Source organism: Sphingomonas sp. (assembly GCF_003248515.1).
GTDB lineage: Bacteria > Pseudomonadota > Alphaproteobacteria > Sphingomonadales > Sphingomonadaceae > Sphingomonas_I.
This window is the reverse complement of the sequence record NZ_QFOB01000001.1, coordinates 226,995-253,760: the sequence shown is the minus strand read 5'-3', so window position 1 is coordinate 253,760 and position 26,766 is coordinate 226,995. Positions and strand designations below refer to the sequence as shown.

Annotated in this window: 24 protein-coding genes and 1 tRNA gene; 16 read left to right on the top strand and 9 right to left on the bottom strand. The window is 63.9% G+C overall.

The window, feature by feature from the left end; all coding sequences use genetic code 11:
- The 7 genes from DI605_RS01235 (at nucleotide 1) to DI605_RS21475 (ending at nucleotide 7,948) form a co-directional block, all read left to right on the top strand.
- Nucleotides 1-2,601 carry a nitrate reductase gene (locus DI605_RS01235; RefSeq protein WP_293968105.1) on the top strand — a complete coding sequence of 867 codons (2,601 nt, stop codon included), beginning with the start codon at nucleotides 1-3 and terminating at the stop codon, nucleotides 2,599-2,601.
- Nucleotides 2,591-3,451: a uroporphyrinogen-III C-methyltransferase gene (gene cobA / locus DI605_RS01230; RefSeq protein WP_293968102.1), complete on the top strand. Its 861-nt coding sequence runs from the start codon at nucleotides 2,591-2,593 to the stop codon at nucleotides 3,449-3,451. Before DI605_RS01235 ends, cobA begins: the two co-directional genes overlap by 11 nt.
- Before the next feature lie 330 nt (nucleotides 3,452-3,781).
- Nucleotides 3,782-4,996 carry a site-specific integrase gene (locus DI605_RS01225; protein ID WP_293968100.1) on the top strand — a complete coding sequence of 405 codons (1,215 nt, stop codon included), beginning with the start codon at nucleotides 3,782-3,784 and terminating at the stop codon, nucleotides 4,994-4,996.
- A 36-nt stretch (nucleotides 4,997-5,032) separates the two neighbouring features.
- Nucleotides 5,033-5,632, top strand: a complete 600-nt coding sequence (locus DI605_RS01220) for a hypothetical protein (RefSeq protein WP_293968098.1) — start codon at nucleotides 5,033-5,035, stop codon at nucleotides 5,630-5,632.
- 277 nt (nucleotides 5,633-5,909) lie between these two features.
- Nucleotides 5,910-6,854: a hypothetical protein gene (locus tag DI605_RS01215; protein ID WP_293968095.1), complete on the top strand. Its 945-nt coding sequence runs from the start codon at nucleotides 5,910-5,912 to the stop codon at nucleotides 6,852-6,854.
- A gap of 175 nt (nucleotides 6,855-7,029) precedes the next feature.
- On the top strand, nucleotides 7,030-7,779 hold the full coding sequence (locus DI605_RS01210; RefSeq protein WP_293968093.1) for a hypothetical protein: 750 nt from the start codon (nucleotides 7,030-7,032) through the stop codon (nucleotides 7,777-7,779).
- The gene (locus DI605_RS21475) at nucleotides 7,676-7,948 is read left to right on the top strand and encodes an HGGxSTG domain-containing protein (protein WP_367120024.1); all 273 of its coding nucleotides are present in this window, start codon (nucleotides 7,676-7,678) and stop codon (nucleotides 7,946-7,948) included. Before DI605_RS01210 ends, DI605_RS21475 begins: the two co-directional genes overlap by 104 nt.
- On the opposite strand, the gene DI605_RS01205 is transcribed toward DI605_RS21475, so the two are convergent.
- Entirely contained in the window at nucleotides 7,875-8,177 is a 303-nt protein-coding gene (locus DI605_RS01205; RefSeq protein ID WP_293968090.1) for a hypothetical protein, read from the bottom strand. The genes DI605_RS21475 and DI605_RS01205 overlap by 74 nt on opposite strands.
- A gap of 396 nt (nucleotides 8,178-8,573) precedes the next feature.
- On the opposite strand from DI605_RS01205, the gene DI605_RS01200 reads away from it, so the two are divergent.
- The 6 genes from DI605_RS01200 to DI605_RS01175 all read left to right on the top strand — a co-directional run bounded on the left by DI605_RS01200 (nucleotide 8,574) and on the right by DI605_RS01175 (nucleotide 16,505).
- Nucleotides 8,574-8,849 carry a hypothetical protein gene (locus DI605_RS01200; protein ID WP_293968088.1) on the top strand — a complete coding sequence of 92 codons (276 nt, stop codon included), beginning with the start codon at nucleotides 8,574-8,576 and terminating at the stop codon, nucleotides 8,847-8,849.
- A gap of 1,040 nt (nucleotides 8,850-9,889) precedes the next feature.
- Nucleotides 9,890-12,280: a TonB-dependent receptor gene (locus tag DI605_RS01195; RefSeq protein WP_293968086.1), complete on the top strand. Its 2,391-nt coding sequence runs from the start codon at nucleotides 9,890-9,892 to the stop codon at nucleotides 12,278-12,280.
- An 11-nt stretch (nucleotides 12,281-12,291) separates the two neighbouring features.
- Nucleotides 12,292-13,665 (top strand): PepSY domain-containing protein, encoded by a 1,374-nt coding sequence (locus DI605_RS01190; protein ID WP_293968085.1) that lies wholly within the window; start codon nucleotides 12,292-12,294, stop codon nucleotides 13,663-13,665.
- Between the two features lie 18 nt (nucleotides 13,666-13,683).
- Nucleotides 13,684-14,550, top strand: coding sequence for an MbnP family copper-binding protein (locus DI605_RS01185; protein WP_293968084.1), 867 nt, complete (start codon nucleotides 13,684-13,686; stop codon nucleotides 14,548-14,550).
- 15 nt (nucleotides 14,551-14,565) lie between these two features.
- A complete protein-coding gene (locus tag DI605_RS01180; protein ID WP_293968081.1) occupies nucleotides 14,566-15,732 on the top strand; it encodes a methanobactin export MATE transporter MbnM in 1,167 nt (388 codons plus the stop codon).
- A 170-nt stretch (nucleotides 15,733-15,902) separates the two neighbouring features.
- A complete protein-coding gene (locus tag DI605_RS01175; RefSeq protein WP_293968078.1) occupies nucleotides 15,903-16,505 on the top strand; it encodes a recombinase family protein in 603 nt (200 codons plus the stop codon).
- A 123-nt stretch (nucleotides 16,506-16,628) separates the two neighbouring features.
- Here the strand turns inward: DI605_RS01175 and DI605_RS01170 are convergent, their stop codons facing one another.
- The 8 genes from DI605_RS01170 to argE form a co-directional block, all read right to left on the bottom strand.
- Nucleotides 16,629-16,895 (bottom strand): hypothetical protein, encoded by a 267-nt coding sequence (locus DI605_RS01170; protein ID WP_293968075.1) that lies wholly within the window; start codon nucleotides 16,893-16,895, stop codon nucleotides 16,629-16,631.
- A gap of 185 nt (nucleotides 16,896-17,080) precedes the next feature.
- A complete protein-coding gene (locus DI605_RS01165) occupies nucleotides 17,081-17,518 on the bottom strand; it encodes a hypothetical protein (RefSeq protein WP_293968073.1) in 438 nt (145 codons plus the stop codon).
- Entirely contained in the window at nucleotides 17,502-18,383 is an 882-nt protein-coding gene (locus DI605_RS01160) for a TIGR04255 family protein (RefSeq protein ID WP_293968071.1), read from the bottom strand. The genes DI605_RS01165 and DI605_RS01160 overlap by 17 nt, the downstream gene beginning before the upstream one ends.
- Before the next feature lie 412 nt (nucleotides 18,384-18,795).
- A tRNA-Glu gene (locus DI605_RS01155) sits at nucleotides 18,796-18,871 on the bottom strand.
- An 81-nt stretch (nucleotides 18,872-18,952) separates the two neighbouring features.
- A complete protein-coding gene (gene recJ / locus DI605_RS01150; protein WP_293968070.1) occupies nucleotides 18,953-20,701 on the bottom strand; it encodes a single-stranded-DNA-specific exonuclease RecJ in 1,749 nt (582 codons plus the stop codon).
- A gap of 108 nt (nucleotides 20,702-20,809) precedes the next feature.
- Nucleotides 20,810-21,811 (bottom strand): inorganic phosphate transporter, encoded by a 1,002-nt coding sequence (locus DI605_RS01145; protein ID WP_293968067.1) that lies wholly within the window; start codon nucleotides 21,809-21,811, stop codon nucleotides 20,810-20,812.
- A gap of 15 nt (nucleotides 21,812-21,826) precedes the next feature.
- Nucleotides 21,827-22,942, bottom strand: coding sequence for a DUF47 family protein (locus tag DI605_RS01140; protein WP_293968856.1), 1,116 nt, complete (start codon nucleotides 22,940-22,942; stop codon nucleotides 21,827-21,829).
- Nucleotides 22,943-23,001: 59 nt separating this feature from the next.
- Entirely contained in the window at nucleotides 23,002-24,177 is a 1,176-nt protein-coding gene (gene argE, locus DI605_RS01135) for an acetylornithine deacetylase (protein WP_293968064.1), read from the bottom strand.
- Nucleotides 24,178-24,274: 97 nt separating this feature from the next.
- Between argE and DI605_RS01130 the strand changes: the two genes are divergently transcribed.
- The 3 genes from DI605_RS01130 to DI605_RS01120 are packed head-to-tail and all read left to right on the top strand — an operon-like array spanning nucleotide 24,275 to nucleotide 26,765.
- Nucleotides 24,275-24,808: a chemotaxis protein CheW gene (locus DI605_RS01130; RefSeq protein ID WP_293968061.1), complete on the top strand. Its 534-nt coding sequence runs from the start codon at nucleotides 24,275-24,277 to the stop codon at nucleotides 24,806-24,808.
- The gene (locus DI605_RS01125; RefSeq protein ID WP_293968058.1) at nucleotides 24,805-26,217 is read left to right on the top strand and encodes a protein-glutamate O-methyltransferase CheR; all 1,413 of its coding nucleotides are present in this window, start codon (nucleotides 24,805-24,807) and stop codon (nucleotides 26,215-26,217) included. The genes DI605_RS01130 and DI605_RS01125 overlap by 4 nt, the downstream gene beginning before the upstream one ends.
- A complete protein-coding gene (locus DI605_RS01120; protein ID WP_293968056.1) occupies nucleotides 26,214-26,765 on the top strand; it encodes a chemotaxis protein CheW in 552 nt (183 codons plus the stop codon). The genes DI605_RS01125 and DI605_RS01120 overlap by 4 nt, the downstream gene beginning before the upstream one ends.
- The last annotated feature ends 1 nt before the right edge of the window (nucleotide 26,766 follow it).

The window sequence follows — 26,766 nt, the reverse complement described above, 5'->3', positions numbered from 1 at the left end:
ATGGCCGAGCCCGTCCGCACGACCTGCGCCTATTGCGGCGTCGGCTGCGGCATCCTGGCCGAGCGGACGGGCGAGCGCGCGCTCTCGATCAAGGGCGATCCCGATCATCCCGCCAATCGCGGTCGGCTCTGTTCGAAGGGGACGCATCTGGGCGAGACGGTGGGGCTGGAAGGGCGCCTGCTGCATCCGATGATCGGCAGGCGCCGGGCGAGCTGGGACAAGGCGCTGGATCTCGTCGCACGTCGCTTCGCCGAGACGATCGCCGCGCACGGGCCGGACAGCGTGGCCTTCTACGTCTCCGGCCAGTTGCTGACCGAGGATTATTACCTCGCCAACAAGCTGATGAAGGGCTTCATCGGATCGGCCAATATCGACACCAATTCACGCCTTTGCATGTCGAGCGCGGTCGCGGGGCATATGCGGGCGTTCGGCGAGGATATCGTGCCGGCCACCTATGGCGATCTGGACGAGGCCGATCTGGTCGTGCTCGTCGGATCGAACACGGCCTGGTGCCATCCGATCGTCTATCAGCGGATCATGGCGGCGCGCGCCGCGCGCGGCACGAAGCTGGTGGTCATCGATCCGCGCCGGACGGAGACGTGCGAGGAGGCGGATCTGCACCTGCCGCTCCGCCCCGGCAGCGACGTGGCATTGATGAACGGCCTGCTCGCACACTGCCGGCGCGAGGGGCTGATCGACGAAGCCTATCTGGCGGCGCGGGTGGAAACGCCCGAAGGCTTCTGGGAGGAGATCGGGACGGGCGATGATCTCGGCTCCGTCGCCGCCGCCTGCGATCTGGCGCCCGCCGATCTCCAGCGCTTCTACGATCTGTTCGCGGCGAACCCGCGTACCGTCACGCTGTTCAGCCAGGGGATCAACCAGTCGATCCGCGGCACCGATCAGGTCAACGCGATCATCAATCTGCATCTGGCGACGGGGCGGATCGGCAAGCCGGGCGCGGCGCCCTTCTCGATCACCGGGCAGCCCAATGCGATGGGCGGGCGCGAGGTGGGGGGGCTGGCCTCCACGCTCGCCGCGCATCGCGGCTTCGGCGCGGAGGACATCGCCGATGTCGGCCGCTTCTGGGCCTCCCCAGGAATGGCGACGAAGCCGGGGCTCAAGGCGGTCGATCTGTTTCGCGCGATCGGCGAGGGCCGGATCAAGGCTTTGTGGGTGATGGCGACCAACCCGGCCGTGTCCCTGCCCGATGCCGGCCGGGTGCGCGAGGCGCTGGCGACCTGTCCGTTCGTCGTCGTGTCGGACGTGATCGCCGAAACGGACACCAGCCGCTACGCCCATGTTCGCCTTCCCGCATCCGCATGGGCCGAGAAGGATGGCACCGTGACCAATTCGGAACGCCGCGTCAGCCGCCAGCGCGCCGTGCTGCCGCCGCCGGGCGAAGCGAGGCCCGACTGGTGGATCATCAATCAGGTCGGGCGTCGAATGGGGTGGAAGAGTGCGTTCGTCTATGATCGCCCGGCCGACATATGGCGCGAACATGCGCGGCTCACCGCCTATCGCAACGATGGCCGGCGCCTGCTGAACCTGCGTGCGAAGGCCGCGATCGGCAACGCCGATTATGATGCGATGGAACCGTTCATCTGGGGGGGCGATGCCTTCGCCTCGCATCCCTTTTCCACGCCGGACGGCAAGGCGCGCCTGATCCCGGTACGCCAGCGTGCGATCGATGCGCCGTTGCGCGAATGGCCGATGACGCTGAACACCGGCCGCTATCGCGATCAATGGCATACGATGACGCGCACCGGACTTTCACCGAAGCTGGCGCGCCATCGCGAGGAGCCGGTCGTCGAGATCCATCCGCGCGATGCGGAGGAACGGGGGGTCCACGAAGGTGAGCTCGCGCGCATTTCCACGCCGGTCGGATCCAGTCTTTTTCGCGTGGGCATCAGCGAAGGGCAGAGGCGGGGAGAGCTTTTCACCCCGATCCACTGGACGGACCGGACATCGACGGCGGGGCGCACGGGCCTTTTACCCCGCCCCCTCGTCGATCCCCATTCCGGCCAGCCGGGCTTCAAGAATACGCCGGCCCGGATCGAGCCCGTGTCGATCGACTGGCGCGGTTTCCTGATCGTCAGGGGTGCCGCACCCGCGATCGATTGCCTGTGGGCGACGAAAGTGGCGGTGCCGGGCGGCACCCTCGTCGAACTTGCGGGCGTGGGCGATCCCGCCGCGATCGAACGCGCGCTGCCGAAAGGCGAACGGATCGAAGCGAGCGATCCCGCGCGCGGCAGTCGCCGGATCGCGATCCTTGAGGATGGCCGCCTGATCGCGACCCTTTTCCTCACGGCGAGCGGCGAATTGCCATCGCGCGACTGGCTGATCGGCCAGCTGGACATGATACAGGGGCTTGCCGTTCTGGCGGGGCGCGCGCCGGGCGCGCGCGCCGATACGGGGCCGATCGTCTGCGTCTGCTTCAATGTCGGCCTGCACGCGATCATAGCCGCGATCCGCGATCAGCGGCTCGCGACCGTGCCGGAAATCGGCACCGCGCTTTCGGCGGGCACCAATTGCGGCTCCTGCCGCCCGGCCCTTTCCCGAATTCTCACCGATCAGCTTGCGGAGACGACCGATGCAGGATGAGTTCGCCCCCGGCAGCGTCTGGCTCGTGGGCGCCGGACCCGGCGATCCGGATCTGTTGACCCGCAAGGCGGAACGGCTCCTTGCCCGCGCCGATATCATCTTCCACGATGCGCTGGTCGGCCCGGAAATCCTGAAGCTGGCGCCACAGGCCGAGCTTGTCTCGGTCGGCAAGCGAGCCGGGCGGCATTCCAGGGATCAGGGAACGATCGATCGCCTGCTGGTGGACGCGGCAACCGCAGGCCGGCGTGTGCTGCGCCTCAAGGGTGGAGATCCCTCGATCTTCGGGCGATCGAATGAGGAACTGACGGCGCTGGCGGCGGCGGGTATCCCGGCGCGCATCTGCCCCGGCATCACCGCCGCCAGCGCCACTGCGGCCTCCGCCGGGCTGTCGCTCTCGCTGCGTGGCATCGCCCGGCGGGTGCAGTTCGTGACGGCCCACAGCCGGCGCGGCATGGCGCTGGATCTCGATTGGCAGGCGCTGGCCGATCCGGCCTGCACCCTTGCCGTCTATATGGGGCGGGATGCCGCGCCCGAGATCAGCCGCTCGCTCGTCTCCGCCGGCTTGCCCAGCGATACGCCGGTGCTCATCGCCTGCAACGTGTCGCTGCCGGAAGAGCAGATAGTGCGTACCCGGCTCGATCTGCTTCCGATTGCGGCGCGGGCGATCGTTGAAGGCGCGCCGGCGCTTATCCTGATCGGGGAGGCCGTTGGCGCAGAGCCTGCCGCGCCGCGCCAGGCGAGGAGCAATGCGCCCATGGCAACGCCGCGCATCGATCACGGCCAGGCCGTTCGGAAAAAATCGGAGATTGCGACGCGAGATAATCTCGCAAAATCGCCTCTAAGCTATTGAAAGCCTAGAATGGTGACCCCTACGGGAATCGAACCCGTGTTTCAGCCGTGAAAGGGTCGGAATAGGCTGTATTCCATGTTCACGCAAGTTCAACTCGCTCGCCCTGGAAGAGGAATGTTGATCGGGATTGTTCGCACAGATTCACGAAGGTATATTCGACGCATAATTGACGATTTCGAAGGCTGACACGTGGCTAAGACGCTCCGCGAAACCCAGATTAGCGGTCGGGCTGAGCGGAAGCGGCTGCCCATCAGCCCGAAGCCATACTGGCGCGGGATCGATCCAGACGTTCATCTAGGTTATCGGAAGGGAAGCCGCGGCGGAAAGTGGTTGGTTCGCTGGCGTGTGGATGAAGGCTATCAACAACGGCCGCTCGGAACCGCCGATGACGAGCTGCATGAGGGAACGCTGGACTTTACTGCCGCAATCAAAGCCGCCCGCTCAGTCGTTTCAAAAGCCAGAGTCGAAGCTCGCTCAGGCGTCGAGAGTCCCCCAATCAACGTCGCTACTGCGCTCGAAACTTATATAGCGGCTCGGGACGCACGCGACGCGATGCGGCGGGGGCGCCCGACGCACTCCGATGCTCACAACCGGCTTCGCAAGTATGTAATCGGCCGAGAGCGTTCAGGTAAGCGAAGCGCGATTGATCCTTCGCCGCTTGCATCCATCTCCCTCAGGGATCTCGACGAGCGCCACTTGGACGAGTGGCTGGACGGACTTCCGATCTCGCTGAAACACACGTCCAGACAGCGCCTAACCAATGATCTCAAAGCAGCGTTGAATGAGGCTTATGCAGCCAACCGCAGCGCTTTGCCGACCATGCTACCTGCGATCGTGAAGCATGGCTTGCGTCCGCGAAAGCGTGATGAGGCGCCTGCAGACGATCTGGCCCGTCCCAATCAGCTTTTGAGCGATGAGAAAGTGAAGCTGGTGCTGGAAGCCGCCAGACAGGTCGATTCAGAACAAGGGTGGGAAGGAGACCTCTTCCGGTTGTTTGCCGTTCTCGCCGCGACAGGAGCTCGCTTTTCACAAGTGGTTCGAATGCGGGTCGGTGACGTTCAAGAAGCGTCCCTTCGTCTTATGGTGCCGGTCAGTCGGAAAGGGTGGGGCGAGCGTCGCGGCACCGTGCCGGTGGCGGTCGGACCGGATATATTGAGCCTTCTCACGCCAATTCTAAATCGGCCACTCGCTGCTAACCTGCTCGAGCGTTGGCGAAAAAGGCAGGTATCTGGGACGATCCGATGGGAACGAGCCAGTCGTGGCGCGTGGCTCACGCCCGCTGAAATTGTGCGACCTTGGGCGCGTATCCGGCAAATAGCTCACTTGTCGGAGGAAACTGTCCCCTACGCCTTGCGGCACTCGAGCATTGTTCGGGCAATCCGTCAAAATCTCCCCATCCGCCTAGTTGCGTCAATTCATGACACCTCGGTCCAAATGATTGAACGTCACTATGGTCGATATATCGCTGACGGATTGGACGAGTTAGCTGCTCGGGCCGTCGTACCACTAATATCTTCTGAGCCGCGCCCGGATTTAGCGAATTAGGGGGGGCAATTAGTGAAATCGTTATATAATCAGCGCATGCCCTTTAAAGATCGACGCTTTATATGGAGGGTAGAATCGGGGAAAGTCCCTCACTGGTTTCAAGTTTATGTCGGGCTTGCCTATCGAGATTTGACCGCCTTTGCCGCTTATTTGTTGCATCACGGATACGTACCCGACTCGGAACTTCGTAATAATTTGTTGGATTTGTGTTCCGACGATCCATCAAAAACAGGTCTTAGATTGTACCTCGGTAAGTACGTTCTTCCATCAGAGCTTCAGGCCCTGATGCTGGCAGCCGAAAGACTGACCAAAATTGACCTTGAAAGGCTTTTGCGCGTTTTAACCGCGCAGTCAGGGCGGCGCGTCGTCGTGCGTCAGCACCCCGGACTATCACGTGCGGCCCGCGGCGCCGTCGACGAGACGCGAATGGCAGGTGCCGGACTGGCGATCGCGAAACACCTTCAGAGTGTTGGAGCGGACCAACACGGGAAGCTTAAACGCGCCAAATTTGAGGCCGGCCAGACCTTTGGTATTAGCCCGCGTTCCGTTGAGGCTGAATGGTCGAAGTGGAAGGACACCCTCACCAGGCGCCAAATCGCGTTGGACAAACTGCGTGCGGATCGCGATCCACAGTAGGCACGGAATTTGCGGATATTCAGCTTTGCGGCACGTTTAGGGCGCCGATAGATACTCTGCCGGTCCAACGCGAACGCCAGCGGCGTTCTACCAGGAGTCCGGAAATGTCTGAACTTTCGCCACTAGCGTATTCAATCGCAGAAGCTTGTCGCGTGTCCTCGCTTGGCAGAACATCAATGTTCGCCGCGATCGCAAGGGGCGACCTCCAAGTGACGCGTATCGGGCGCCGCACGCTAGTGCAGGCCGAATCGTTGCAACGGTTCGTCGGAGCAAGACCGTGACGCTCGACTATCTTATCGGCGGCCCAAGCATCGGCTGCAATCTTGAACACGTTGAGGCGATCCGAGAAGATAATTCTCAAGGCGAACACGCTGATTTTACGCTGATTTCAGCCGATGCCTCGTGCGTACACGTGGGCGCGGCAGAGATCAGTTCGCCATCAAGTTCTGAATTTGGCTTTCGGATTGAGGATCGGGGTACGCGGCGCCACGGCGGAGTAACACGTTCGCATGTAGCCACCGCAGCACTAAGCAACACTCGCGTCCGGGAGATCATCTCAGCCGCGCAGGAGGCCATCCTGATGGGTCTGCCTCTGAACGCCTTTATCACGATCGACCTTGAACTGGGCGGTATCACCGACTGCGTTTCAGCAACCGGGGAGTTCCTGAGGCACGCGAAACGCTGGCTGCGAGGCCGAGGCGTCGAGACCGCGCATGTTTGGGTGCAGGAGCCCGGAGAGGTCGTCGGGCAGCATGTTCACCTGCTGCTGCATCTGGCCCCTACCGTCCGCCGGGAGTTCTTCCGTCGACATCGCGGCTGGCTGAAACGTTGCGGCGCTAAGTCGGCGGCGGGGTTGGTCGACAGCAGCGCGGTTGGAAAGTCGTATGAAGCGGCACTGGGAGACACGCTGTCCCGCAACGACTACCTCATCAACCTTCGCCACGTGATTGACTACGTGGTGAAAGAGGCCAGCACAGAGACGCACCTCGCCTTCGGCCTCCGGACGCCGGCCAAAGGCGGGATCGTGATCGGGAAGCGCTCGTCCAGTTCTGAGAACATCAACCGTGCGGCCCGCGCTCGCCGTGGGCGGGAATATGGGCCAGGGTCGCCCTGGCACATTGCCCTCGCTGACCTCTCCCAATGCACCGACCCGAGCCGCGAGCCTACCGAGAGTGAGCATTCGCCTTCTCGGTCAGAAGCGAGAGGGCTGCCGCATGGCTGACGAGAGAGCACTTGATACGAGCGGCGCCGCGACGGCAGCCGGGACGACGCCACCTCCCGCGTTGAACGATACGGAGGCCCTTATGGCCAGCTTTTCGAGCTCGTGGCGGCCTCACGGTTGCAATGTACCTCAGTTCTCGACCCCGGCGCGTAGCGCGCCTCCGCGCCAAGCGCCCGTGCCGCTGCAACCGCGCTCATCACCCCCGGAGGATATTCGCCGCGCGGGGGCCGCCGCCCGCGTCCGCACCGGCAAGCGGCGACCAAGCCTCGGGCTAGCGATCGACGTTACCGAAGAGGGTTATGCACTCGGCCCGCCCCATGACGACCAAGATGGCTGGGAGGCCATGCTGTGTGACCTATTTGGGACGGGCTCAGTCGTCACGGCAACATATCACCTGGGGCAATTGGCCCAGATGTGCCGCACAGAGTTACATGAGCAAACAGGACAGAATGTCCCGTCGCACGCAGAGCTGCTCGCCGCTCTCAACATGGTGGCCGGTTTTCGACCGCGCAACGAAGCGCAGTGCGCTGTCGCTGTTGGCGCAGTTGCCATGCACCTTATGATGATGCGTTTGGCAACTGACACGCTGTCGACGATGCAGATCCGCCATCCGGACGCAGCATTATCGGCAAAGCTCGGCCGCACGGTCGCCATGCAAGTTCAGACGCTATCTGGTCTTCAAGGCAAAACGAGCCAGCAGCGCATAATTGTGAAGCAGGAGCGCCATGATCACCGACATCAGCATATTCACATCGAGGGGGGTTCCGCGAAAATCAACGACCAACCCCATGGACCAAGCTCTCTCCCTATCGACACCGCCAATGGAACTCGCTGCGATGCGGTTGGCCAACCTTCGGGCTGCGCCGCGCTGTCTGGCAAAGGGTCGAAGCGGAAAGCCGTGTCAGTCACCGGCGACAAAGGGTAAAGCGCGCTGCAGGCTGCATGGCGGTGCCGTTGGAAGCGGCGCCCCTCACGGGTCGCGCAATGGGGCATTCACAAATGGCGCTTGGACTGAGGAGGCTATTCGTCAGCGTCGCGATGCGGATCGGATTCTCGCTTCGGCGAGGGCACAGCTCGCCGCTCTGCGAGGTTGACGCTTCGTTCGGCTCCGACACCAAGTTGAGGTGTCGTGTCATTCGGATTGCCCGCGCCGATCCAGCGCAGGACGACCTGTCCTGTCCCGATAATTGAAGACGGCCTCAGGTCGCTATCGAGCTGGAGACGGATCTGATGGCCACCAGAGGCATGCTGCTTGATGTCTCCCCGAAACAGGCATAGCTTAATTTTATCCGTCCGGGTCTGAACAGCCTTGGCGGTGCGCATGACGCGCTGAGCACGGGTCCGCTCTGTCGGGCGGCTCCCGAAATACAATAGCCTCCTGGCGAATACGGGAGGCGTGCTGCCCCGTGCTCGCACGTGTTCAACCACCCGGCTCCGGCCGGGAGAGCAGGGGGAATGGTATGAAGCTCGTCGCTTTGATCGGAATTATCTCGCTTCCAAGCGCTGCGTTCGCTGGGGTGTGCCCGGACGGCAGTTATGTCTCGGGCGAATGCAAACTAGCGCCGAATGGCCGATTTGTGGGAGGAACGCCGACGCTAGCGCCCAATGGCGCATACGTAGGCGGAGCGCCTCGTCTCGCTCCGAATGGCCAGTTTATCGGCACCGGTAACGCTGGTCGTTCGACCTCGACGAAAATGTGCCCAGACGGGAGCTACGTGGTTGGCTCCCGCTGCAAAATGCAGCCGGATGGAACCTATACCGGTGAATAGTGGCGCGTTTCTTGGATATAAAAATAACATGACAAAAAAAGATTGGGATGGCGCTTCGCGCATGTCAGTTTGGTGGGGCGTGATCAACCTGCTCGTGAGCCGTTGGATCCCCCCATCGGTCGGGACGGTGTTCTTTTACATGGCCGTCTTTTTTGTCATTCTTGGCATGCTCAACCTTCCGAAGCGTCCAACAACCAAAGAGCAATTATTCGACCCCAACTTTTAAGGCGTCAGCCTCTCGCCGTTTTCATTTGCGTCGGCATACCAGCTTAAAAGCGAGGGGCGATGGATCGCCTTCAAGATTGCACTCACGCGACAACCGCGATCTTCCGATTGCAACAATGCTCTATCTCCGTTCTGGTATGTGCGGATGGCGAGTTGAACTGCATTGGAGCACGAACATGCAGCATGACGTGCGGCTGAGAGCCGGCGCGCGGGCGATCTGCTACCCGTCCGAAGATTGGTTGCCGGTCGCCTGTTCAGAAGCCCAAGATAGGGATTGCGACGAAGTCGCACTTCTTTTCCGTAGACATTAAATAAGAACCGCAGCGCCTCCCTTCGTTTAGAATAACGCGCGACAATTGCGTAAAAGGACGGAATCCTATGATGTTGCTCCCACCGCCGACGTAAACGCGCTCGAATCGGCAAACTGGGGCAAAATTGCAAATCCATGATGCGCTGCAGCGCAGAATGCGTTAACGTGTGTCCGTGGGGAACCTTCGTGCCTTTGCGCGCTCGCGACATCTAGCCGCTCTGTGGCTTCTCGCGGCTGTGTTTCTGATCAGAGCAGTTGTTCCCACTGGCTATATGCTGGCCTGGAATGGCTCTGCTCCGACCGTCGAACTATGCGATGGCATGGCGACGACGCCCATGCAGTCGATGCACATGCCCATGATGGGGCACCACAGTGGCCACGAAGAGCCAACCAAGAAGTCGAGCAGGGACCAAATGCCCTGTGCGTTCGGAGCAGCAACCGCACATTCCAGCGTGAGCGTGGATCCCGCCCTGCTTGCGGCGGCGATCATTTTCATCGTCGTTACGGTTGCCTTCAGCCCGGTTGCGCAAGGTCGGCTCGCCCGGGCTCGTCCGTACCTGCGGCCGCCTCTGAGAGGTCCACCAGTCCTCTAAACGGTGTCGCGCGCTCGCGTATCGAGCGCGCCTTTGCTGTTCGCTCCGTAAGCGAGAAGCACGATCGTGTCGGCCTACGCCGGCACTGCTGACACTCGGCACGCGCCGTTCATCGGCGCGCCCAAAATTGGACCATCGATGATCAAGATGAAGATGCTCGCCGCCATATCGGTGGCGGCGCTGGCGGCCGCGCACGTCGATGCGCAATCCACAGCGGAGCGACGGGCGGAACTGCTTCGCCAGCGTGCGGCGATCGATGCTGAACTGCAGGCGCTCGACACGAACGAACCTCGACAAGACGACTCCGCTGCTGGTCGGACCGCGACCGCATCGTCGGCTCCCGGCCGTACGTCAGAAGTAACTGGCGATGAAATCCTCGTCACCGGAAAAGCGTTGTCGCTCACGACGCAAGTGACCGGACAGACGGTTACCACCGTTGCCGACACCGCCTTTCGAAACACGCCGGCAACCACCATCGCCGACATCGTGAAGCTGTCGCCCGGCATCGCGGTGATCCAGGGCAATGGTCCCCGCGACGTCGGTGTCTCAATCCGTGGTTCGAACGCCCGCAACAGCTTCGGGGCTCGCAACATCCAGGTGTTCGAGGACGACTTTCCTGTCACTCAGCCGGACGGCCTCGCGCGCTTCGATCTGACCGATCCACATGCCTATGGCGCGGTCGACATCGTTCGCGGCCCGTCTTCCGCCCGCTATGGAAACTACGGCATAGGCGGAGCGGTCAATTTCCGCACGCGTCGCGGGCGCGACATCAAAGGCGCGGAGATCGGCCTCGATGGCGGCAGCTACGGCTATGCCAGCCTCTACGGCACGGTCGGCGATGCCGGCCCCAACTTCGAATATGCGGTGTTCGGTAGCTTCGTCCGCGCCGATGGCTCGACCGAACATAATCATTATGAGACGGGCACCATCAATGCGCTCGCCACTTACGCGCTGTCCGATCGCGATCGAGTGACAGCCAAGGTGATCTACAATGAGGGCGAGTTCCAGCTCTCGACCCGGCTTTCCTACAACCAGTATCTGCAGAACCCCTATCAGGACGGCTGCAAGGTCGCCGCGACGGTTGCTCCCGGATGCGGCACCATCTCTGTGCTGGCGAACGGTATTAATGGCACCCGGATCGCCCAAACGGCGACCGAAGGCGACCTCGCGCGCAACGACCGCCGAACGATCATCGGCGCGCGCTACGAGCATGACTTCGCCTCGGATCTCACTTGGCGGACGCAGGCTACGTTCGACAGCCGTGTCGTCAATCAACCGACCAGCGCGACCCCGTTCAAGGGCACGCTCGACAGCTACAACATCACCTCGGACCTAACCTATCGCGGCGGCCTGTTCGGGCTGGAGGGCACAAGCTTCCTCGGCGTTTTCTACAATTATCTCGATAATCAGAGCTACTCGTTCAACAAGACGCCGGCTGGCCGGAACGGCTTCGGCGCATTGACCCAGACCGTGTTTGGCGACGTGCGTAACATGGGTGTACGGGCACGGCAGGAACTGACGCTCACCGGCAGCCTCCAGTTCATCGCTGGGATCGGCGTGGAACGGTCGATCCTGAACGTTCGTCAGACGGCCTATACCTATCCGGTCAACGCCAATCCGACACTGACGCTGATCCCGGCGCTCCGCCACTATTTCAACATCGCACCCGAGGCGGCCTTGTTCTGGCAGGCCACGAAAGCGGTTCGGCTGCATGCGCGGGTCGGCACCGGCTACGGCATCCCCCAGGCGGGAAACCTGTTCGTTACCGATCAAGGAGTGCCCGGCAACAATACCGCGCTCAAGACGCAAAAGAATGTCGGCGTCGATCTCGGTGCGGAGCTGGCCCTGAGCGACAATCTCAAGGCCGAACTCACCGGCTATTATGAGTGGTTCCGCAACGAGCAGCTCAGCCAGTCGGCCGGCGTCAATTTGCTCAACTACGTCACCAACGCCCCGCGCTCGATCCATAAGGGCGTGGAGCTTGGGCTTGCCTGGAAACCTCTGCCCAGCATCCTGCCTGGAGCGAAGCTTGAGGCCGCCTACAGCTACAACCACCAGAGCTATACGAATTATGTCGAGCGGCTGACCTCTGGCGCAGTCTCGGCTCAGTTCGATCGCGACGGCAACCACATACCCGGCGTGATCCCAACGTTCGTCAACGGCCGCGCTGGCTATGATCAGCCCGACGGACCGCTCGCCGGCCTCGGCGGGTTTGCAGAGCTAAGCTATCGCAGCAGCTACTTCATCGACAATGGCAACTTGCTGAAGATCCCTGACATCACGCTGGTCAACCTCAACCTTCATTACGATCCTCCGAAGGGCCTGGGCGTGTGGTCCCGGATGAGCTTCTTCGCATCGGTCCAGAATGTGTTCGACAAGACCTATGTCGGGTCTGCCTCGATCATCTCGGACAGCCTGAACGTGGCGACGGGTCAGCAGAACCCGGCCACCACGCTAATGAACACCACCGGGTCCATCTACGCGGGCTTCCCGCGCAGCGTGTTCGCCGGCGTCAAGACGCGGTTCTGAGGAGGTCATCCATGACAGACACGCTCGTCCGCAAGCCCACCTTCTACAATTCGGTATGGCGTTGGCACTTTTACGCCGGCCTATTCTGCATTCCGTTCGTGATCTGGCTGGCTCTGACCGGGGCTATCTATCTCTGGCGTCCGCAGATCGAAGCTTGGCTTGATCGACCTTACACGCATCTAGCCTTGAATGGAGCCGCCGCCACGCCTGACGCCCAGGTTGCGGCCGCCTTGGAGGCTGTTCCCGGCTCCAGTTTCGCCAAATATGAACTTCCGCAGGCTTTCGATAGCGCTGTGCAGATCCTTGTCCAAAAGGATGGCGAGGCCAGTCGGGTGTATGTTCACCCGGCGACGGCCGAGGTGCTCAACGTGGCGGTCGAGGAAAGCCGGCCGCTTCGGCTGGTGTTTCATCTCCACGGCGAGCTGCTCGCGGGGCCAGTCGGCAGTTATCTTGTCGAAATAGCAGCTTGCTGGGCGATCGTGATGATCGTGACGGGACTCTACCTCTGGTGGCCCCGAAGCGCGAAGGGTGTTGCCGGCGTGCTGTATCCCCGGCTGCGCAGTGGATCTCGTATCTTCTGGCGGGACATCCACGCCACAACCGGAATCTGGGTCTCGTTTTTCGCTCTGATCCTGATCCTGACCGGGCTTCCCTGGGCTAAGGCGTGGGGAAGCTATCTCGGCGAAATCCGACAGATCACTGGGACTGCATCCGGACCTATCGACTGGACGATCGGAGGCAAGGCGCCGGACGCCGGTGACGGCGGTGGTGAGCACGCCGGGCATATGGGAATGGGCCACATGGCGGGCATGGCGATGCCAGTCGCGGAAATGATGCGCCCTGGAGATCTTATGCGCGTTATCACCGCAGCCGTTCCCGCAGGACTGGCACCGCCGGTCCAGATCTCACCGCCCAAAAAGGTAGGCGGAGCGTGGTCGGTGTCGTCAAACGCCGCTGATCGGCCACTGCGCGGCGACATGAAGGTGGACGGTGCCACCGGGCGGGTCATATCGCGGACGGACTTCGAACAACGCCACTGGATCGATCAGATGGTCGGATATGGCGTCGCCGTCCATGAGGGCGCGCTGTTCGGTTTGCTCAATCAGATCATCGGCACGCTGACGGCGCTGTTCCTTGTCATGCTCGCCGTCTCTGGAATGGTAATGTGGTGGCGGCGTCGGCCTACGGGACTACTCGGGGCACCGATCCCGCTCAGCCGTCCGCGATTTGGCTTGGGGTTAATCGCCATCATTGTGGCGCTCGGCATTTATCTGCCGATGTTCGGTGCGACCCTACTGCTCGTGCTCGCGACCGAAAAGCTGTTGCTGGTTAGAGTTCCTGGCACGCGCCGCTGGCTTGGGCTCCGCGCGCCCGCTGTAGCCTGACCAGACGAGGGAAAAAAGATGCTGACAGGGATGCTTTTGCTCGCAGCGACAGCCGCCGCTGACCGACAGGTCGAGATCAACTTCGAGGGCGTGGTCGGCGCCACGCCTTTTCGATGCGGTCAGACCTATGCCGGAATCGGCAAGCCCGCTGCGACCGTCCGGCCCACTGACTTGCGCTTCTATGTGACCAACGTGGCTTTGATCGACGGCAAGGGGCACTCGACGCCGGTAAAGCTCGACCAAGATGGGCTCTGGCAGCAACGCGATGTGGCGCTGATCGATCTGGAAGACGGATCGGGGCCATGTCGCGGCGGCAATTCCGGCATCAATCGAGCGGTGAAAGGCAAGGTGCCGGCGGGCGCCTATGTCGGTCTCTCTTTCCGCGTTGGGCTGCCGGAGGATCTCAACCACGGCGATGCGACCATCGCCAAATCGCCGCTCAACTTCACCGCGATGTTCTGGAGTTGGCAGGCCGGTTACCGGTTCTTCAAGGTCGATCTGGAGACGGTCGGCGCGCCGATGGCGGACTTGCCCGGGACGGGCGGCATGGCTGGCATGAAGGGCATGAGTCGGCAGACCGGCTTCGCCGTCCATATCGGCAGCACGGGATGCGGAGCCGGAGCGATGACGGCGCGGCCGGCCGCGACTTGTTCCGTTCCGAACCGCGCGGCAGTCCGCTTCGAGAAGTTCGATCCCGCAAAGGACAAGGTGGTCGTCGATCTTGCGGCGATCCTGTCCGGCACTGATGTCGGGCATAATACGCCGAACACCGCGCCCGGCTGCATGTCTGGCGATGATCCGGATTGTGGGCCGATCTTCGCGGCGTTCGGTCTGCCTTTCCCAGGTCAGCCCGCGCCTGCGCAGCGCGCCTTCTCGAAGCGCTAGAAGGCTGGCTGTCCAATGGCGGGACGTCGCTTGCTGCACGCCTTCATGGCATTCGGTGCTGCGCTATTTGTCATGGGCGCGGCACGGCAGCAGACCTATCGCTTCGCTGTTCCGTCCTGGGTGCCTCAGCCTCCAGCCGAGGAAGTGGCGGGCATGAGCGCCGCCAAGATCGCGCTCGGTCGACAGCTCTTCTACGACACCCGCCTTTCCTCGAACGGGTCGCTTTCGTGCGGGAATTGCCACGAACAGGCCCATGCTTTCACCGATGGCCTACGCGTCCATGTCGGTGTCCACGGCGATGACGGCATTCGCAACGTGCCGAGCATCGTTAACCTGGCGTGGATGCCCGCGCTCAACTGGGCTAATCCGGCGCTCAGCCGGCTGGAAGCGCAGGCGCTGATCCCGCTGTTCGGCTCGACGCCCGTCGAAATGGGGATGGGCGGCACCGAGGAAAAGCTGTTTGACACGCTGACGAGGGACCCGGCGATGTTCGCCCTGCTGAAGGCGGCTTTTCCGGACAAGGATCGGTTCGATCTCGAAGCGCTGACTGGTGGTCTGGCGGCGTTCATCAAGACGATCATTTCGTTCGACAGTCCTTATGATCGCTACAAAAGAGGCGGCGATCCCCATGCGATCTCGGCGGCTGCCAAGCGCGGCGAGGCGCTCTTCTTCAGCGAGCGGCTGGAGTGCGCACACTGCCACGGCGGTCTCAATTTCAGCGACAATTTCCAAAGTGCGGATGCGCCGTTCCCCGAGTTCGGCTTCCACAATACGGGTCTCTATAACGAGGACGGGCAGGGCGCATATCCGAAGCTCAACACCGGCGCGCGAGAGATCACCGGCATAGCCGACGACGAGGGCCGCTTCCGCTCGCCCTCTCTGCGGAACGTGGCGATTACGGCCCCCTACATGCACGACGGCTCGATCGCGACCTTGGCCGAGGTGATCCGCGACCATTATGCCATTGGGGGACGAGCGGCCAAGGGGCCGCATGGCGCGAGCCCGCTGCGCGATCCGCTGATCACGGGCTTCGAGATCAGTGACGCCGAGATCGCCGATGTCGAAGCGTTCCTCGCGACGCTCACGGATAAGGCACTGACGACCAATCCGGCTTACAGCGATCCGCACAACGGGCGCGCTGATATGGACGGCAAGTTGGCGACGATCCCCGCTGGCAAGTGATGGCATGCGTCACGCTAGTTGAAGAGCCACCCAGCAACAGGTTCGACGTTTGTATCGGAAACGACCGGATGCGAGCCCCATTCATAGACTGCATCGGAAAATAGCTTGACGGGGTTTCGATCCGCTCTGTAAATGAGAGCCACGATTTCGATACGGGAGATCATCGTCCCATGGCTCGCACCTTCGCCTACTGCCGCGTCAGCACCGTTGACCAGACCACCGACAATCAGGCCCATGAGATCGAGGCGGCAGGCTTCGCCGTGGAGCCCAAGCGGGTCGTAGCTGAGACCGTCTCGGGGTCAGTGGCTGCGATGGAGCGCAAAGGCTTCGCCTCGCTGGTTGCCCGGATGGAGGACGGCGACGTGCTGATCGTCACCAAGCTGGACCGGCTCGGGCGCAACGCGATGGACGTGCGCGCCACGGTCGAGCGGCTGGCGGCGGAAGGCGTCCGCGTACACTGCCTCGCGCTCGGAGGCGTCGATCTCACCAGCGCCGCCGGCAAGATGACCATGGGCGTCCTGAGCGCAGTGGCGGAGTTCGAGCGCGACCTATTAATCGAGCGGACGCAGGCGGGCCTCTCCCGGGCCAAGGCTGAGGGGAAGGCCCTCGGGCGTCCCACGGCGCTCTCCAAGGCGCAGCAGGAGACCATCAGGGCGCGGCGGGCGACCGGGGCGTCGCTGGGCGTGCTGGCGAAAGAGTATGGCGTCAGCCGCGCTGCGATCCAGCGGGTTGAGAAGCGTGTGGCGGGCGCTTTGTCCTCGATGATCGGGTGAGGCTTAGAAGCTCAAACCGGCGCGTGCATTTCGGGATCGCCGGGCGGAAGATACCCCCGTGAGGTGTATTCTAAACGCGTCCGGGACTGCCTTGCTTACAAACCCCGTCGCCTTGGCATTTGTTCACAGCGTTGCGAGCACCGGTTGCACGGGCCGCCGCATGAAAAGCGTTGGCTTTCCGTACTGATTGCCATTCAAACCGTCCAAAGTGTGAGTGATGTCGTAGCCTTGGCCAAGCTTACTGGTCCAGCGGTCGGCGGAGAGCATTCGCGCGGCATGTTTCGGCCGACCAAGCTTCTCGTAAAGCACAATTTTCTCGAAACCGTCTTCCCATTCGCCGTCATCACAAGCAGCGTAGCCGATCGTCTCAAACGCCCTGATAAACGCCAAACGCGTATCAGTAGTAGGCGCGCCCGGGGGCCAATTCCCCTTCCCGGGCCACCAAAATTCCTGATTTTTCCCAGCCGCCCATGCGATGCAGTTATAAACAGCGTCGCATGGGCTGGTGATCTCAAAGTGAGTACCTTCGAGCCTTGGAAACCGTTGAATAGCCCAAGCGCGAGTGCCTGGATTATCTAGCGCTCCAGCCACTTCAGCCAAATCCGCACGGTTTCACCGAGATTGCCCTGAGCCTCTGCCGTGACCGGATCGGCTCCCGTAATTTCTTCCAATGCAAGAAAGATGAAAGACGGCTGGCGGCGCAGCGCCGAGGCGATCCAAGGTATCGCGCGGTCGCCGCGTCCCACGATGGCTCGATAGCTGTCATGGTCGCGCATGTCGTCTGGAAGCGAGTCGAGTTCCGAATCTTCCAGCCACTGTTGATAGTCAGCACGAAACGCCGCGCGATCCGCGCCGAAGGGCAATACGACCGGAGCCGGTATTTGATAGATCGGGACGCTGGCAAACCCCTCCCTCTCGGGCGGGGAAAAATATGCGTCAGCCTGTAAGCTCAGTTCGTGGAACTGCGTCTGCGGCCTGTATTCGGTGAGGGTAGCACTAAATGCTGTAGCCATCTTGCTCTCCCCAAAATTTTCTTCCTGCTTGCGTTACGCTCGCGAGGAAAACTCCGTTCACAGCTGAAACTGCGAGATTGAAAAAATCCTCTAGGCCCTTGCGCCCAGTGCTCAGCGGGGCACCGCGTGCAACGATGTCCAGACGAAACGCCAACGCGCTGTCTTGAGCTCGGATCGCTGGCTGACCCATCGTATGCACTCGCCCCAAAGGACGTCCGTCCTCATCCGTAAAAATATGGCGAGAACCAACTATCTGCTGCTCAAGCCGCACCGAACGGCAAGGGTTTGCAACGTCCGGTAGCTTAACGACTGTAGCCACATCGCTAAGAGTCTCTCCGACATCTTCGACTGGGACCACATTGACGTTCGTAAGCTCGCATTGATCGAACTGCAGCGCTCCCAGCCCTCGATCTGCCGCGAACCTCTCGAAGAGAGTGAGTAAATCGAAAAAACGCTCCAGCGTCACCTCGGAGTGCGGATAGGCGTGATCGACGCCGGTCTTTATCCAGTTGAAGGTGAAACGATCAGGCTGAATTTGAACGAGTTCGCCAGACGTTGCATTGCGAAACAGAGCGCGCGGAAGAGAGCCGCCATCTACTATCGAAATTTGCTGCTCTGCCGGCCGAAATCCGTCGTATTGCTCGATATTGGGTGGCGTCCGCCCCGCAGACTCTGAAAGCGGGAACCCGTCCCTGATAATCGACCAGAACAGACCGTAATCGCCGAGAGTGAAGCCTGATAACTCCGCAAAATGAACAGAAATAGCCCGCTCGATAAGAGGCGGATTCGTAAATTTCGGCCGGATCGGCGTCACTGCAACCCTATCACAATCGATTCCTACCCCGACGGAATCAAGCGGCGGCACGGGAGTTCCCGCGCCGCCGCCGGCGGCTGTTTTGAATCGCGCGCTTGAAGAAGTCAACGGAAAGATCGGACGGACGTCCGGCTCAGCGATTTGCGAGATTACCGATTCGGCCTGATTACCGATGCCTTCCTAGGGATCCGAACTCATCGCCTCCGCCTTCCGGCGGGAGCCGACAACCCTGACAAGTCATACAGGAGGGCGAGCTCCTGCGTTGCACCAACCTACATATTAGGGGTGATGGCAAAATGACCTGCTACCGATCAAATAAGCGGTGTCTGGGAGCCAACGCATCATACGGCGCGATGCCGCATCGCGGCCTCCGTGTTCGTCGAAATGCGCTTACGTCCGCCCCCGTTTATTCGATGAAAAATCGATAGGCGGACAACGTCAGGCGCTAAGTCCTTGAAAAGCCTGGTGACCCCTACGGGAATCGAACCCGTGTTTCAGCCGTGAAAGGGCCGCGTCCTAGACCGCTAGACGAAGGGGCCGTCCGGGTCCGGGGCGCTTAGGGAAGGCGAGGCGGAAGGTCAACCTGTGCGATCCATCCTTGCGCACGCAGCCGATCATATTCAATCGGCCCAGGCGGCATCGTCGATATGCAATTCGGCCTTGTCGCCCCCCGACCAGTCATCCCGCCGCGCACGGCCGGCCAGCCACAGGCGGCGATGCGGGCCAGCGCCGAGCAGCGCGAGGCCCAGAGGAGAGGTGGCCTGGCGGAAGGCGATCGTCTTGATCGAGCCGCCATCATCGCCGGCCACGATCGCACGAACATGGCCATTGCCGACGATATCGGCCTTGATGATTCGCACCGGCCCGGTTGCGACACGCGGCGCCGGCCAGCCCGCGCCATAGGGGCCCGCCGCGTCTAGCGCGTCGACCAGCGTGCCGGCCACGCCGCGTGCGCTGACGACGGCATCGAACAGCAGGGCGCGATCATCACGCGCGCGCGCGACATCGGCGGCGAGGCGATCGTCGAGGAAGGTGGCGAGCGCATCCACGGCGGCCGCATCGATGGTGAGGCCCGCCGCCATTGCGTGGCCTCCGCCCGCCACCAGCAGGCCGCTATCCCTGGCCGCCAGCACGGCTGCGCCCAGATCCACGCCGGCGATCGATCGGCCCGATCCCTTGCCCGTCTCGCCATCCAGCGCGATCACGATGGTGGGGCGGCCGAGCCTTTCCTTCAGCCGGCCGGCGACGATGCCGATCACGCCCGGATGCCAGCCTTCCCCCGCCACCACCGCCACGGCGCGATTGCCCTGCGTGGCGGCGATCTGTTCGGCGGCCTCCGTCACCATCTGCTCGATCGCGCGCCGCTCGCCGTTGAGCCGATCCAGTTCGGCGGCGATCTCGTCCGCCTCGCCCTCGTCCTCGGTGACGAGCAGGCGCACGCCGAGATCCGATTTGCCGACGCGGCCGCCGGCATTGATGCGCGGGCCGAGCGCGAAGCCCAGATCGGTGGCCGTCGGCGGCTTGGTGAGCCCGGCCGCCCTGGCGAGCGCCGCGAGGCCGATATTGCGCCCCTTCCGCATGATCTTGAGGCCCTGCGACACGAAGGCGCGGTTCAGCCCGCGCAGCGCCGCGACATCGGCCACCGTGCCCAGCGCGACCAGATCGAGCAATTCCATCAGCGAGGGTTCGGGCCGGCTTTCGAACCAGCCACGCCTGCGCAGCGTGCGCAGCAGCGCCGCGCCGAGCAGGAAGGCGACGCCGACGGCCGCGAGATGGCCGTGCGCGGCGCCCTCCTCCTCGTCCAGCCGGTTCGGATTGACGAGGGCGAGCGCACGGGGAAGCTCGGCCGTGCATTTGTGATGATCGACGACGATCACGTCGACGCCCGTTTCTGCCGCCCGCGCCAGCGCGTCGAACGCCTGCGCGCCGCAATCGACCGTGACGATCAGATCCGCGCCGCCCGCCGCGATTCCGGCGAGTGCATCGCCGCTCGGGCCATAGCCTTCCAGCAGGCGATCCGGGATGTAGGAGCCGGGGTTGAGTTCCAGCGCGCGGAGCAGGCGGATCAGCAGCGCCGAGGAGGTGGCGCCATCCACGTCATAATCGCCGAAGATGGTGACGGACTGCCGCTCGACCACCGCCTTCGCAAGCCGTTCCGCGGCGACGTCCATGTCCCGGAAGATGGAGGGATCGGGCATGAAGCCGCGAATCGTTGGCTCGCGATGTACGGCCAGCGCATCGCGCGTGACGCCGCGGGACATCAGCAACTGATCGGTCAGATCAGTGGCCGCGCAATCCGCTTCCCCGGCCAGGCTGCGCCAGCGCCAGGGCTGGCCGAGGATCGAACATGTGACGGAAAGCGCGGACATGGCGCCATCCTAACCGAGCGCGGCGGGGCCGGGAATCCCCGACCATGATGTCCGCCATGCCTCCACGGGGGAGGCATGATGCGGGGCCGGCCGCCCCGGCGCCGGGGCTCAGGCGAACAGGCCGGCCAGGAAATAGGCCGCGGCGGACATTAGTGCTGCGGCCGGCAGCGTCAGGAACCAGGCGACGACGATGTTCGAGGCGACGCCCCAGCGCACCGCCGACATGCGCTTGGACGCGCCGACGCCGACGATCGCGCCGGTGATGGTGTGCGTGGTGGAGACGGGGATACCGCCCAGCGTTGCCATGAAGAGGGTGAGTGCGCCGCCCGTTTCCGCGCAGAAACCCTGCGGGGGGGAGAGGCGCGTGATCTTCGAGCCCATCGTGTGCACGATCTTCCACCCGCCGACGAGCGTGCCGATGCCCATCGCCGCCTGGCAGGCGAGCACGACCCATGTTGGCACGTGGAATTCGCCGTGCAGCATGCCCTGCGAATAGAGCAGCACGGTGATGATCCCCATCGTCTTCTGCGCATCATTGCCGCCATGGCCCAGCGAATAGGCCGCGGCCGAAAGCAGCTGGAGGCGACGGAAGACGCGATCGGCACCGGCCGGCGTGAAGCCGCGGAACAACCAGGAGGTGATCAGCACCATCACGAGCGCCAGCACCATGCCGATGGCCGGCGAAAGGAAGATCGCCGCCACCGTCTTCAGCACGCCGGACCAGACGATCGCATCGATCCCGGCCTTGCTGATGCCCGCGCCCAGCAGGCCACCGATCAGCGCATGGCTGGAGGAGGACGGGATGCCGAAGCCCCAGGTGATGAGATTCCAGCCGATCGCGCCCATCAGCGCGCCGAATACGACCTGCGCATCGACGACGTCGGCCAGGATGATGCCCTTGCCCACGGTGGCCGCCACGCTGTGGCTGAAGACCATGAAGGCGATGAAATTGAAGAAGGCTGCCCAGACGACCGCGACCTGCGGGCTGAGCACACGCGTGGAGACGACCGTCGCGATCGAATTGGCCGCGTCGTGAAGCCCGTTGAGAAGATCGAACAGCAGGGCGATGCCGATCAGGCCGATCAGCAGCGGCATATCGATGTGAGTCATGATGGCCGGCCCTGATCAGGCGTGGTCGATCACGAGACCCTGGATCTCGTTTGCGACGTCCTCGAACCGGTCGACGATCTTTTCCAGATGCGAATAGATTTCGCGCCCGACGATGAACTCCTTCATGTCCGGGCCGCTGCTGCGCTGGTAGAGCGCCTTGAGGCCGGCATCGTGAATATCGTCGGCGACGCCCTCAATCTCCACCATGCGGGCGGTCAGCTCGAGGATGCGCGTGCTGTTCTTGGCGACGGAGCGCAGAAGCGGCAGCACCTCGGCCGTCAGCCGCGAAGCTTCCACGATGATGCCGCTCATGTCGCGCATCTCGGGGGCGAACTCGGTGAGATCATACAGCGTGATCGCCTTGCCCGTCTTGTTCATCTGATCGATCGCGTCGTCCATCACGGCGATCAGGCCGGAAATGGCGGTGCGATCGAAGGGCGTGATGAGGACGCGGCGCACATCCTGCAGCACATCGCGCGTGATCGCATCGGCATCATGCTCCCGATCCTGAATCTCGCGGACGAGCGCCGGAATGTCTCCTCCGCCCTTCAAAAGCCGCGCAAGCGCATCCGATCCTGCGACCAGAGTCTTGGCATGCTCTTCAAATTGCTCAAAAAAACGGCCCTGTTTGGGCATCAACGCCTGGAACCAGCGCAGCATTGCGAACCTTTCCCCGCTCTTAGTTCGCGCCCATGACAATATGCGCGCCATCCGTCCAGCCCGCCTCAAAGGCGCGCGGAACCCGCCGATAAGACGTTTAAGTTCCGGTTCTGTGACAGCGTGGCTGGCACTTTCGAGATCGAACCAGCGCGTTTCGCGTTCGTCGCGCTCCGGCCAGTCGTTGAGCTGTTCAACCACCGCCACGGGATAGAGCGCCACCGTGGCTGGCTGGAGCGATCCATCGCGCTTGCGCTTGTCGTAGCGGAAATGGCCGAGCGCGGCGGGGCAGGTGATGCCCACGACGCCCGCTTCCTCATAGGCTTCCTGCGCGGCCGCCTCGTGCGCCGACAGGCCGCGGATCGGATTGCCCTTGGGCACCACCCACCGGCGCGTCTCGCGCGACGTCACCAGCAAAACGCTGAGCGCGCCGGAATCCTCGACACGATAGGGCAGAGCGGCGACCTGGCGGATGGCGATCTCCTTCAGGCGCAGCCTATCCTGTTATGGCCCCGAAGGGAATCCCGGCCGTCTTAACGGCCCAGCATCTCCAGGAGCCGGGTCATGAAGGCTGCGCCACGCTCCAGCTGCGCGATGGCGACATATTCATCGGGCTGGTGCGCCTGTTCGATCGATCCCGGCCCGCAGATGATCGTGGCGAAGCCCGCGCCCTGGAACTGCCCGGCCTCCGCCGCATAGGAAACGACGCGCGGCGGCCCGTTGTCGCCGGCCAGCCGCCGCGCGATCCGCTCGGCCGGGCTATCCGCCACCGGCGCCAGATAGGGGGTGGCGGATCGGCGGGCCACGGCCACGCCCGCTTCGGGAAAGCGTGCCTTCATCTCGGCATCCAGCCGCCCGGCCGCCTCGAGGAAGGGCGCCACGATGCGATCCGGATCCTGGCCGGGCGGGCAGCGCAGATCGAAGACGAAACGGCACTGGCGCGCCAGGATGTTCACGGCGGTGCCGCCCTCGATCTGCCCGATCGTGAGCGTGGCGTGCGGCGGATGGAAAGGCGAGGCCGGATCCGCCTGCGCCTCCAGCTCCCCGGCGATCCCCGCCAGCTGCGCCATCAGGCGGATCGCGGCCATGTTGGCGGAAAGGCCGAGATGCGTGAGGCTGGAATGCGCCTCGTGGCCGGTGACGGTGACCGTCCAGGTGGAGATGCTCTTGTGGCCGCTCACCACCTCCATATTGGTAGGTTCGCCCACGATGACGGCGGCTGGCGCAGGCAGCGTTTCCGCGATGCGCGCGATCATGGAGGGCGCGCCGAGGCACCCCACCTCCTCGTCATAGGAGAAAGCCAGGTGGATCGGCCGCACGAGCGGCGCGCCCGATTTGGCGGCGGCCAGCGCCAGGGCGAGGAAGCCCTTCATGTCGCAGGTGCCGCGCCCGTACAGGCGGCCGTCGCGCTCGGTGAGCGTGAAGGGATCGCTGGACCAGGGCTGGCCATCGACGGGCACCACATCCGTATGGCCGGAGAGCACGATGCCGCCCGGCACGGCCGGGCCGATAGAGGCATAGAAATTCGCCTTACCGCCATCTTCGTTTGCGACGCGCGCGCCCTGCACGCCGATCGCCCCGAGCTCGGCCTCCACATATTCGACCAGGGCGAGATTGGAGAGGCGCGACGTCGTATCGAAGGCGATGAGCCGGGCAAGCTGCCGTCGGGCTTCGGCGAAAAGGGCGGCGGGCTGGGTGTGATCCGTCATCGCGGGCGACGATAGGACGGCGCCGGCGATGACGCAAAAGGTGGCTGGATCGTCGGCCTCCTTCCGAAACGACGTTGCTCCGCCACGGAACGGGACTATGCCTCTGGGAATGGACGAGACGGACGATATGCGCCCCTGGGAGGGAGGCTGGTCGGTGATCGCCCGCGTCGGGGATCGGCGTCTCGTCTTTCCGGCGGCCGAAGTCTCGTCCGTCCTGCCCGTGCCGCCTCTGTGGCGGCCGCCGACATCGCCGAAGCCGGTCGTGGGTTTCCTGCCCGTCGCCAGCGAGGCGATGCCGGTGCTTCACGCGGCGCTGCTGCTGGGCCTGCCGGAGCCGGAGCGGCCGGATTTCTATGCGCATATCCTCGTTCTGCCCGCGCTGGGCGGGGCAGGCGGTGGTCTGCTGGTGGACCGGGCCGAGGAGACGGTGATGATCGCGGCCGAGGCGATCGCGCCGCTGGATCCGGCGGATACGCTGAACGGCTGCGCGATCGCGCTGGCCGATACGGGGCACGGGCTGGTGCCGGTGCTCTCGGTCGCGCGGCTGCTGGCGACGGCCGAGACGGCGGCACTCGCCGAACTGACCGATCTCGCCTCGCGCCGGCTGGCGGCGTGGGAAGTGCCGGCATGAGCGCGATCCACCGGATTCCGACGCCGACGGGCGATCCCGCCTTTCCCGATCTGAAGGCGCTGATCGTCGCGCGGACCGGCCATCATTATTATGATGACAAGGAGGAGCAGCTGGGCGAGCGGCTGGCCAAGCGCATGGCCGCGCTCGGCATCTCCGATCCCGCGCTGTATCTGGAGCGGCTGCGCGACGCCGCCGCCGGCCCCCGCGAATGGCGGCTGCTGGAGAGCGAACTCACGATCAAGGAGACGTTCTTCTTCCGCTTCGCCGAGCAGTTCGCAGTGCTGAAAAGCCAGATCCTGCCCGCGATTCTCGCGCGGCATACGGAGGATCGCCACGTCCGGATCTGGAGCGCGGGCTGCTCCACGGGGGCGGAACCCTATTCTCTGGCGGTGCTGATCCACGATCTGCTGGGCGATGCTGCGGCGGACTGGAGCATCTCGATCCTCGGGACGGACCTAGACGAGCGGGCGCTGGGCGATGCGCGTGCGGCGCTTTACGGCGGCTGGGCGCTGCGGGCCGTGCCGGCGGAGGAACGCGCCCGTCTGTTCACGGTGGAGGATGGCCGCTGGCGGCTGAAGCCGGCCTTCCGGGGGATGGTCCGCTTCGAGCGACAGAATCTGCTCGACCTGCTGGATCCCGTGCCGGTGATCGGGCGCAACGATTATGATCTGATCCTCTGTCGGAACCTGCTCATCTATTTCCATCCCGATGTGGCCGCCGCCGTCGTCACCGCGCTTGGCGGGCGGCTGGCGGCGCACGGCAAATTGATGCTGGGCCATGCCGAGGCCGGGATCGCCGCTGCCAGCCGCCTCGCCCCGATCGATGTGCACGGGATCGTCGTCTATGTGCGTGACGAGGCACCGCGCTCCGGCGAACCGCCCGGCGAGGCGCCCGCCCCGCCGGCTCCACGGCCCCGGCCGCCGCTCCCGCCCCGTCGCGGCCCCCGCCGCCCGGTTCGGCGCGAGCCCGCCGCGCCCCCGCCGCCCAGGCCCGCCGATCCCGCGCCCTCTTCGCTGGACGAGGTGCGCGGGCTCCTCGCGCGTGGTGCCACGGGCGAGGCGCGCCGCGCGATCGAGCAACTGCGGCCGGCGCGGCGGAGCGATCCCGTGCTGCTCTATCTGGAGGCGCTCGGCGCGCTGGCGGAGCGGGATATGGCCGTGGCAGAGAAGGCGCTGCGCGGCGTGCTCTATCTCGATCGCGGCTTCGCCATGGCCCATTATCTGCTGGGCGAGCATTTGCTGCGCGAGGGGAAACCGCGCGAGGGGCGCCGCGCACTCGCCAACGCGGCGGAGGCGGTCGCCGATGCCGATCCCGAGACGCTCGTGCAGGAAGGCGAGGGGCTGACCGTGGCCGATCTGCACGAGGCGATCCGGCATCGCCTTGCGCAGGATCCGGGGGTGAGTCGGTGAGCGGCGACGTCATCCGGGCGGCCGATATCGAGTTGCGGGCGGATGGGATGGACGCCGCCGTGGCGGCCCGCCTGCTCGCGCGCCGGGCAGCGACCGTGCGGACGGCGCCGGTGCCGGAAGAGCCCGGCGCGGCGGTGATGGTGTGGACGCTGGGCGAGGAAAGGTTCGCCCTGCCGCTGGACGATATCGCGCTGGTGCTGGCGGCGGGCCGGATGACGCCGGTTCCGGGAGCCCCGTCGGCGCTTGTGGGGCTTGCCTCGCGGCGCGGGCGGCTCATCAATGTCGTGGATCCTGCGGCGGCCCTCGGGCTGGGACCCGCCGTACGAGACGGGCATCTTCTGGTGCTGCGCGGAACGCAGCCGCAACTGGCGCTGCTCGTCGATCGGGCGGAGGGCCTCGCCACGCTCGCGCGCGAGCAGGCGGAGGCTCCGGAGGATGGGGGGTCGACGCGTCAGGTCGCGATGGCGGACGGCGGACGATTGTCGCTGGTAGACAAGACCGGGCTGGTGGAGGCGCTGGGCCTCTCCGGCCGGCAGAGAGGGGTGTGAA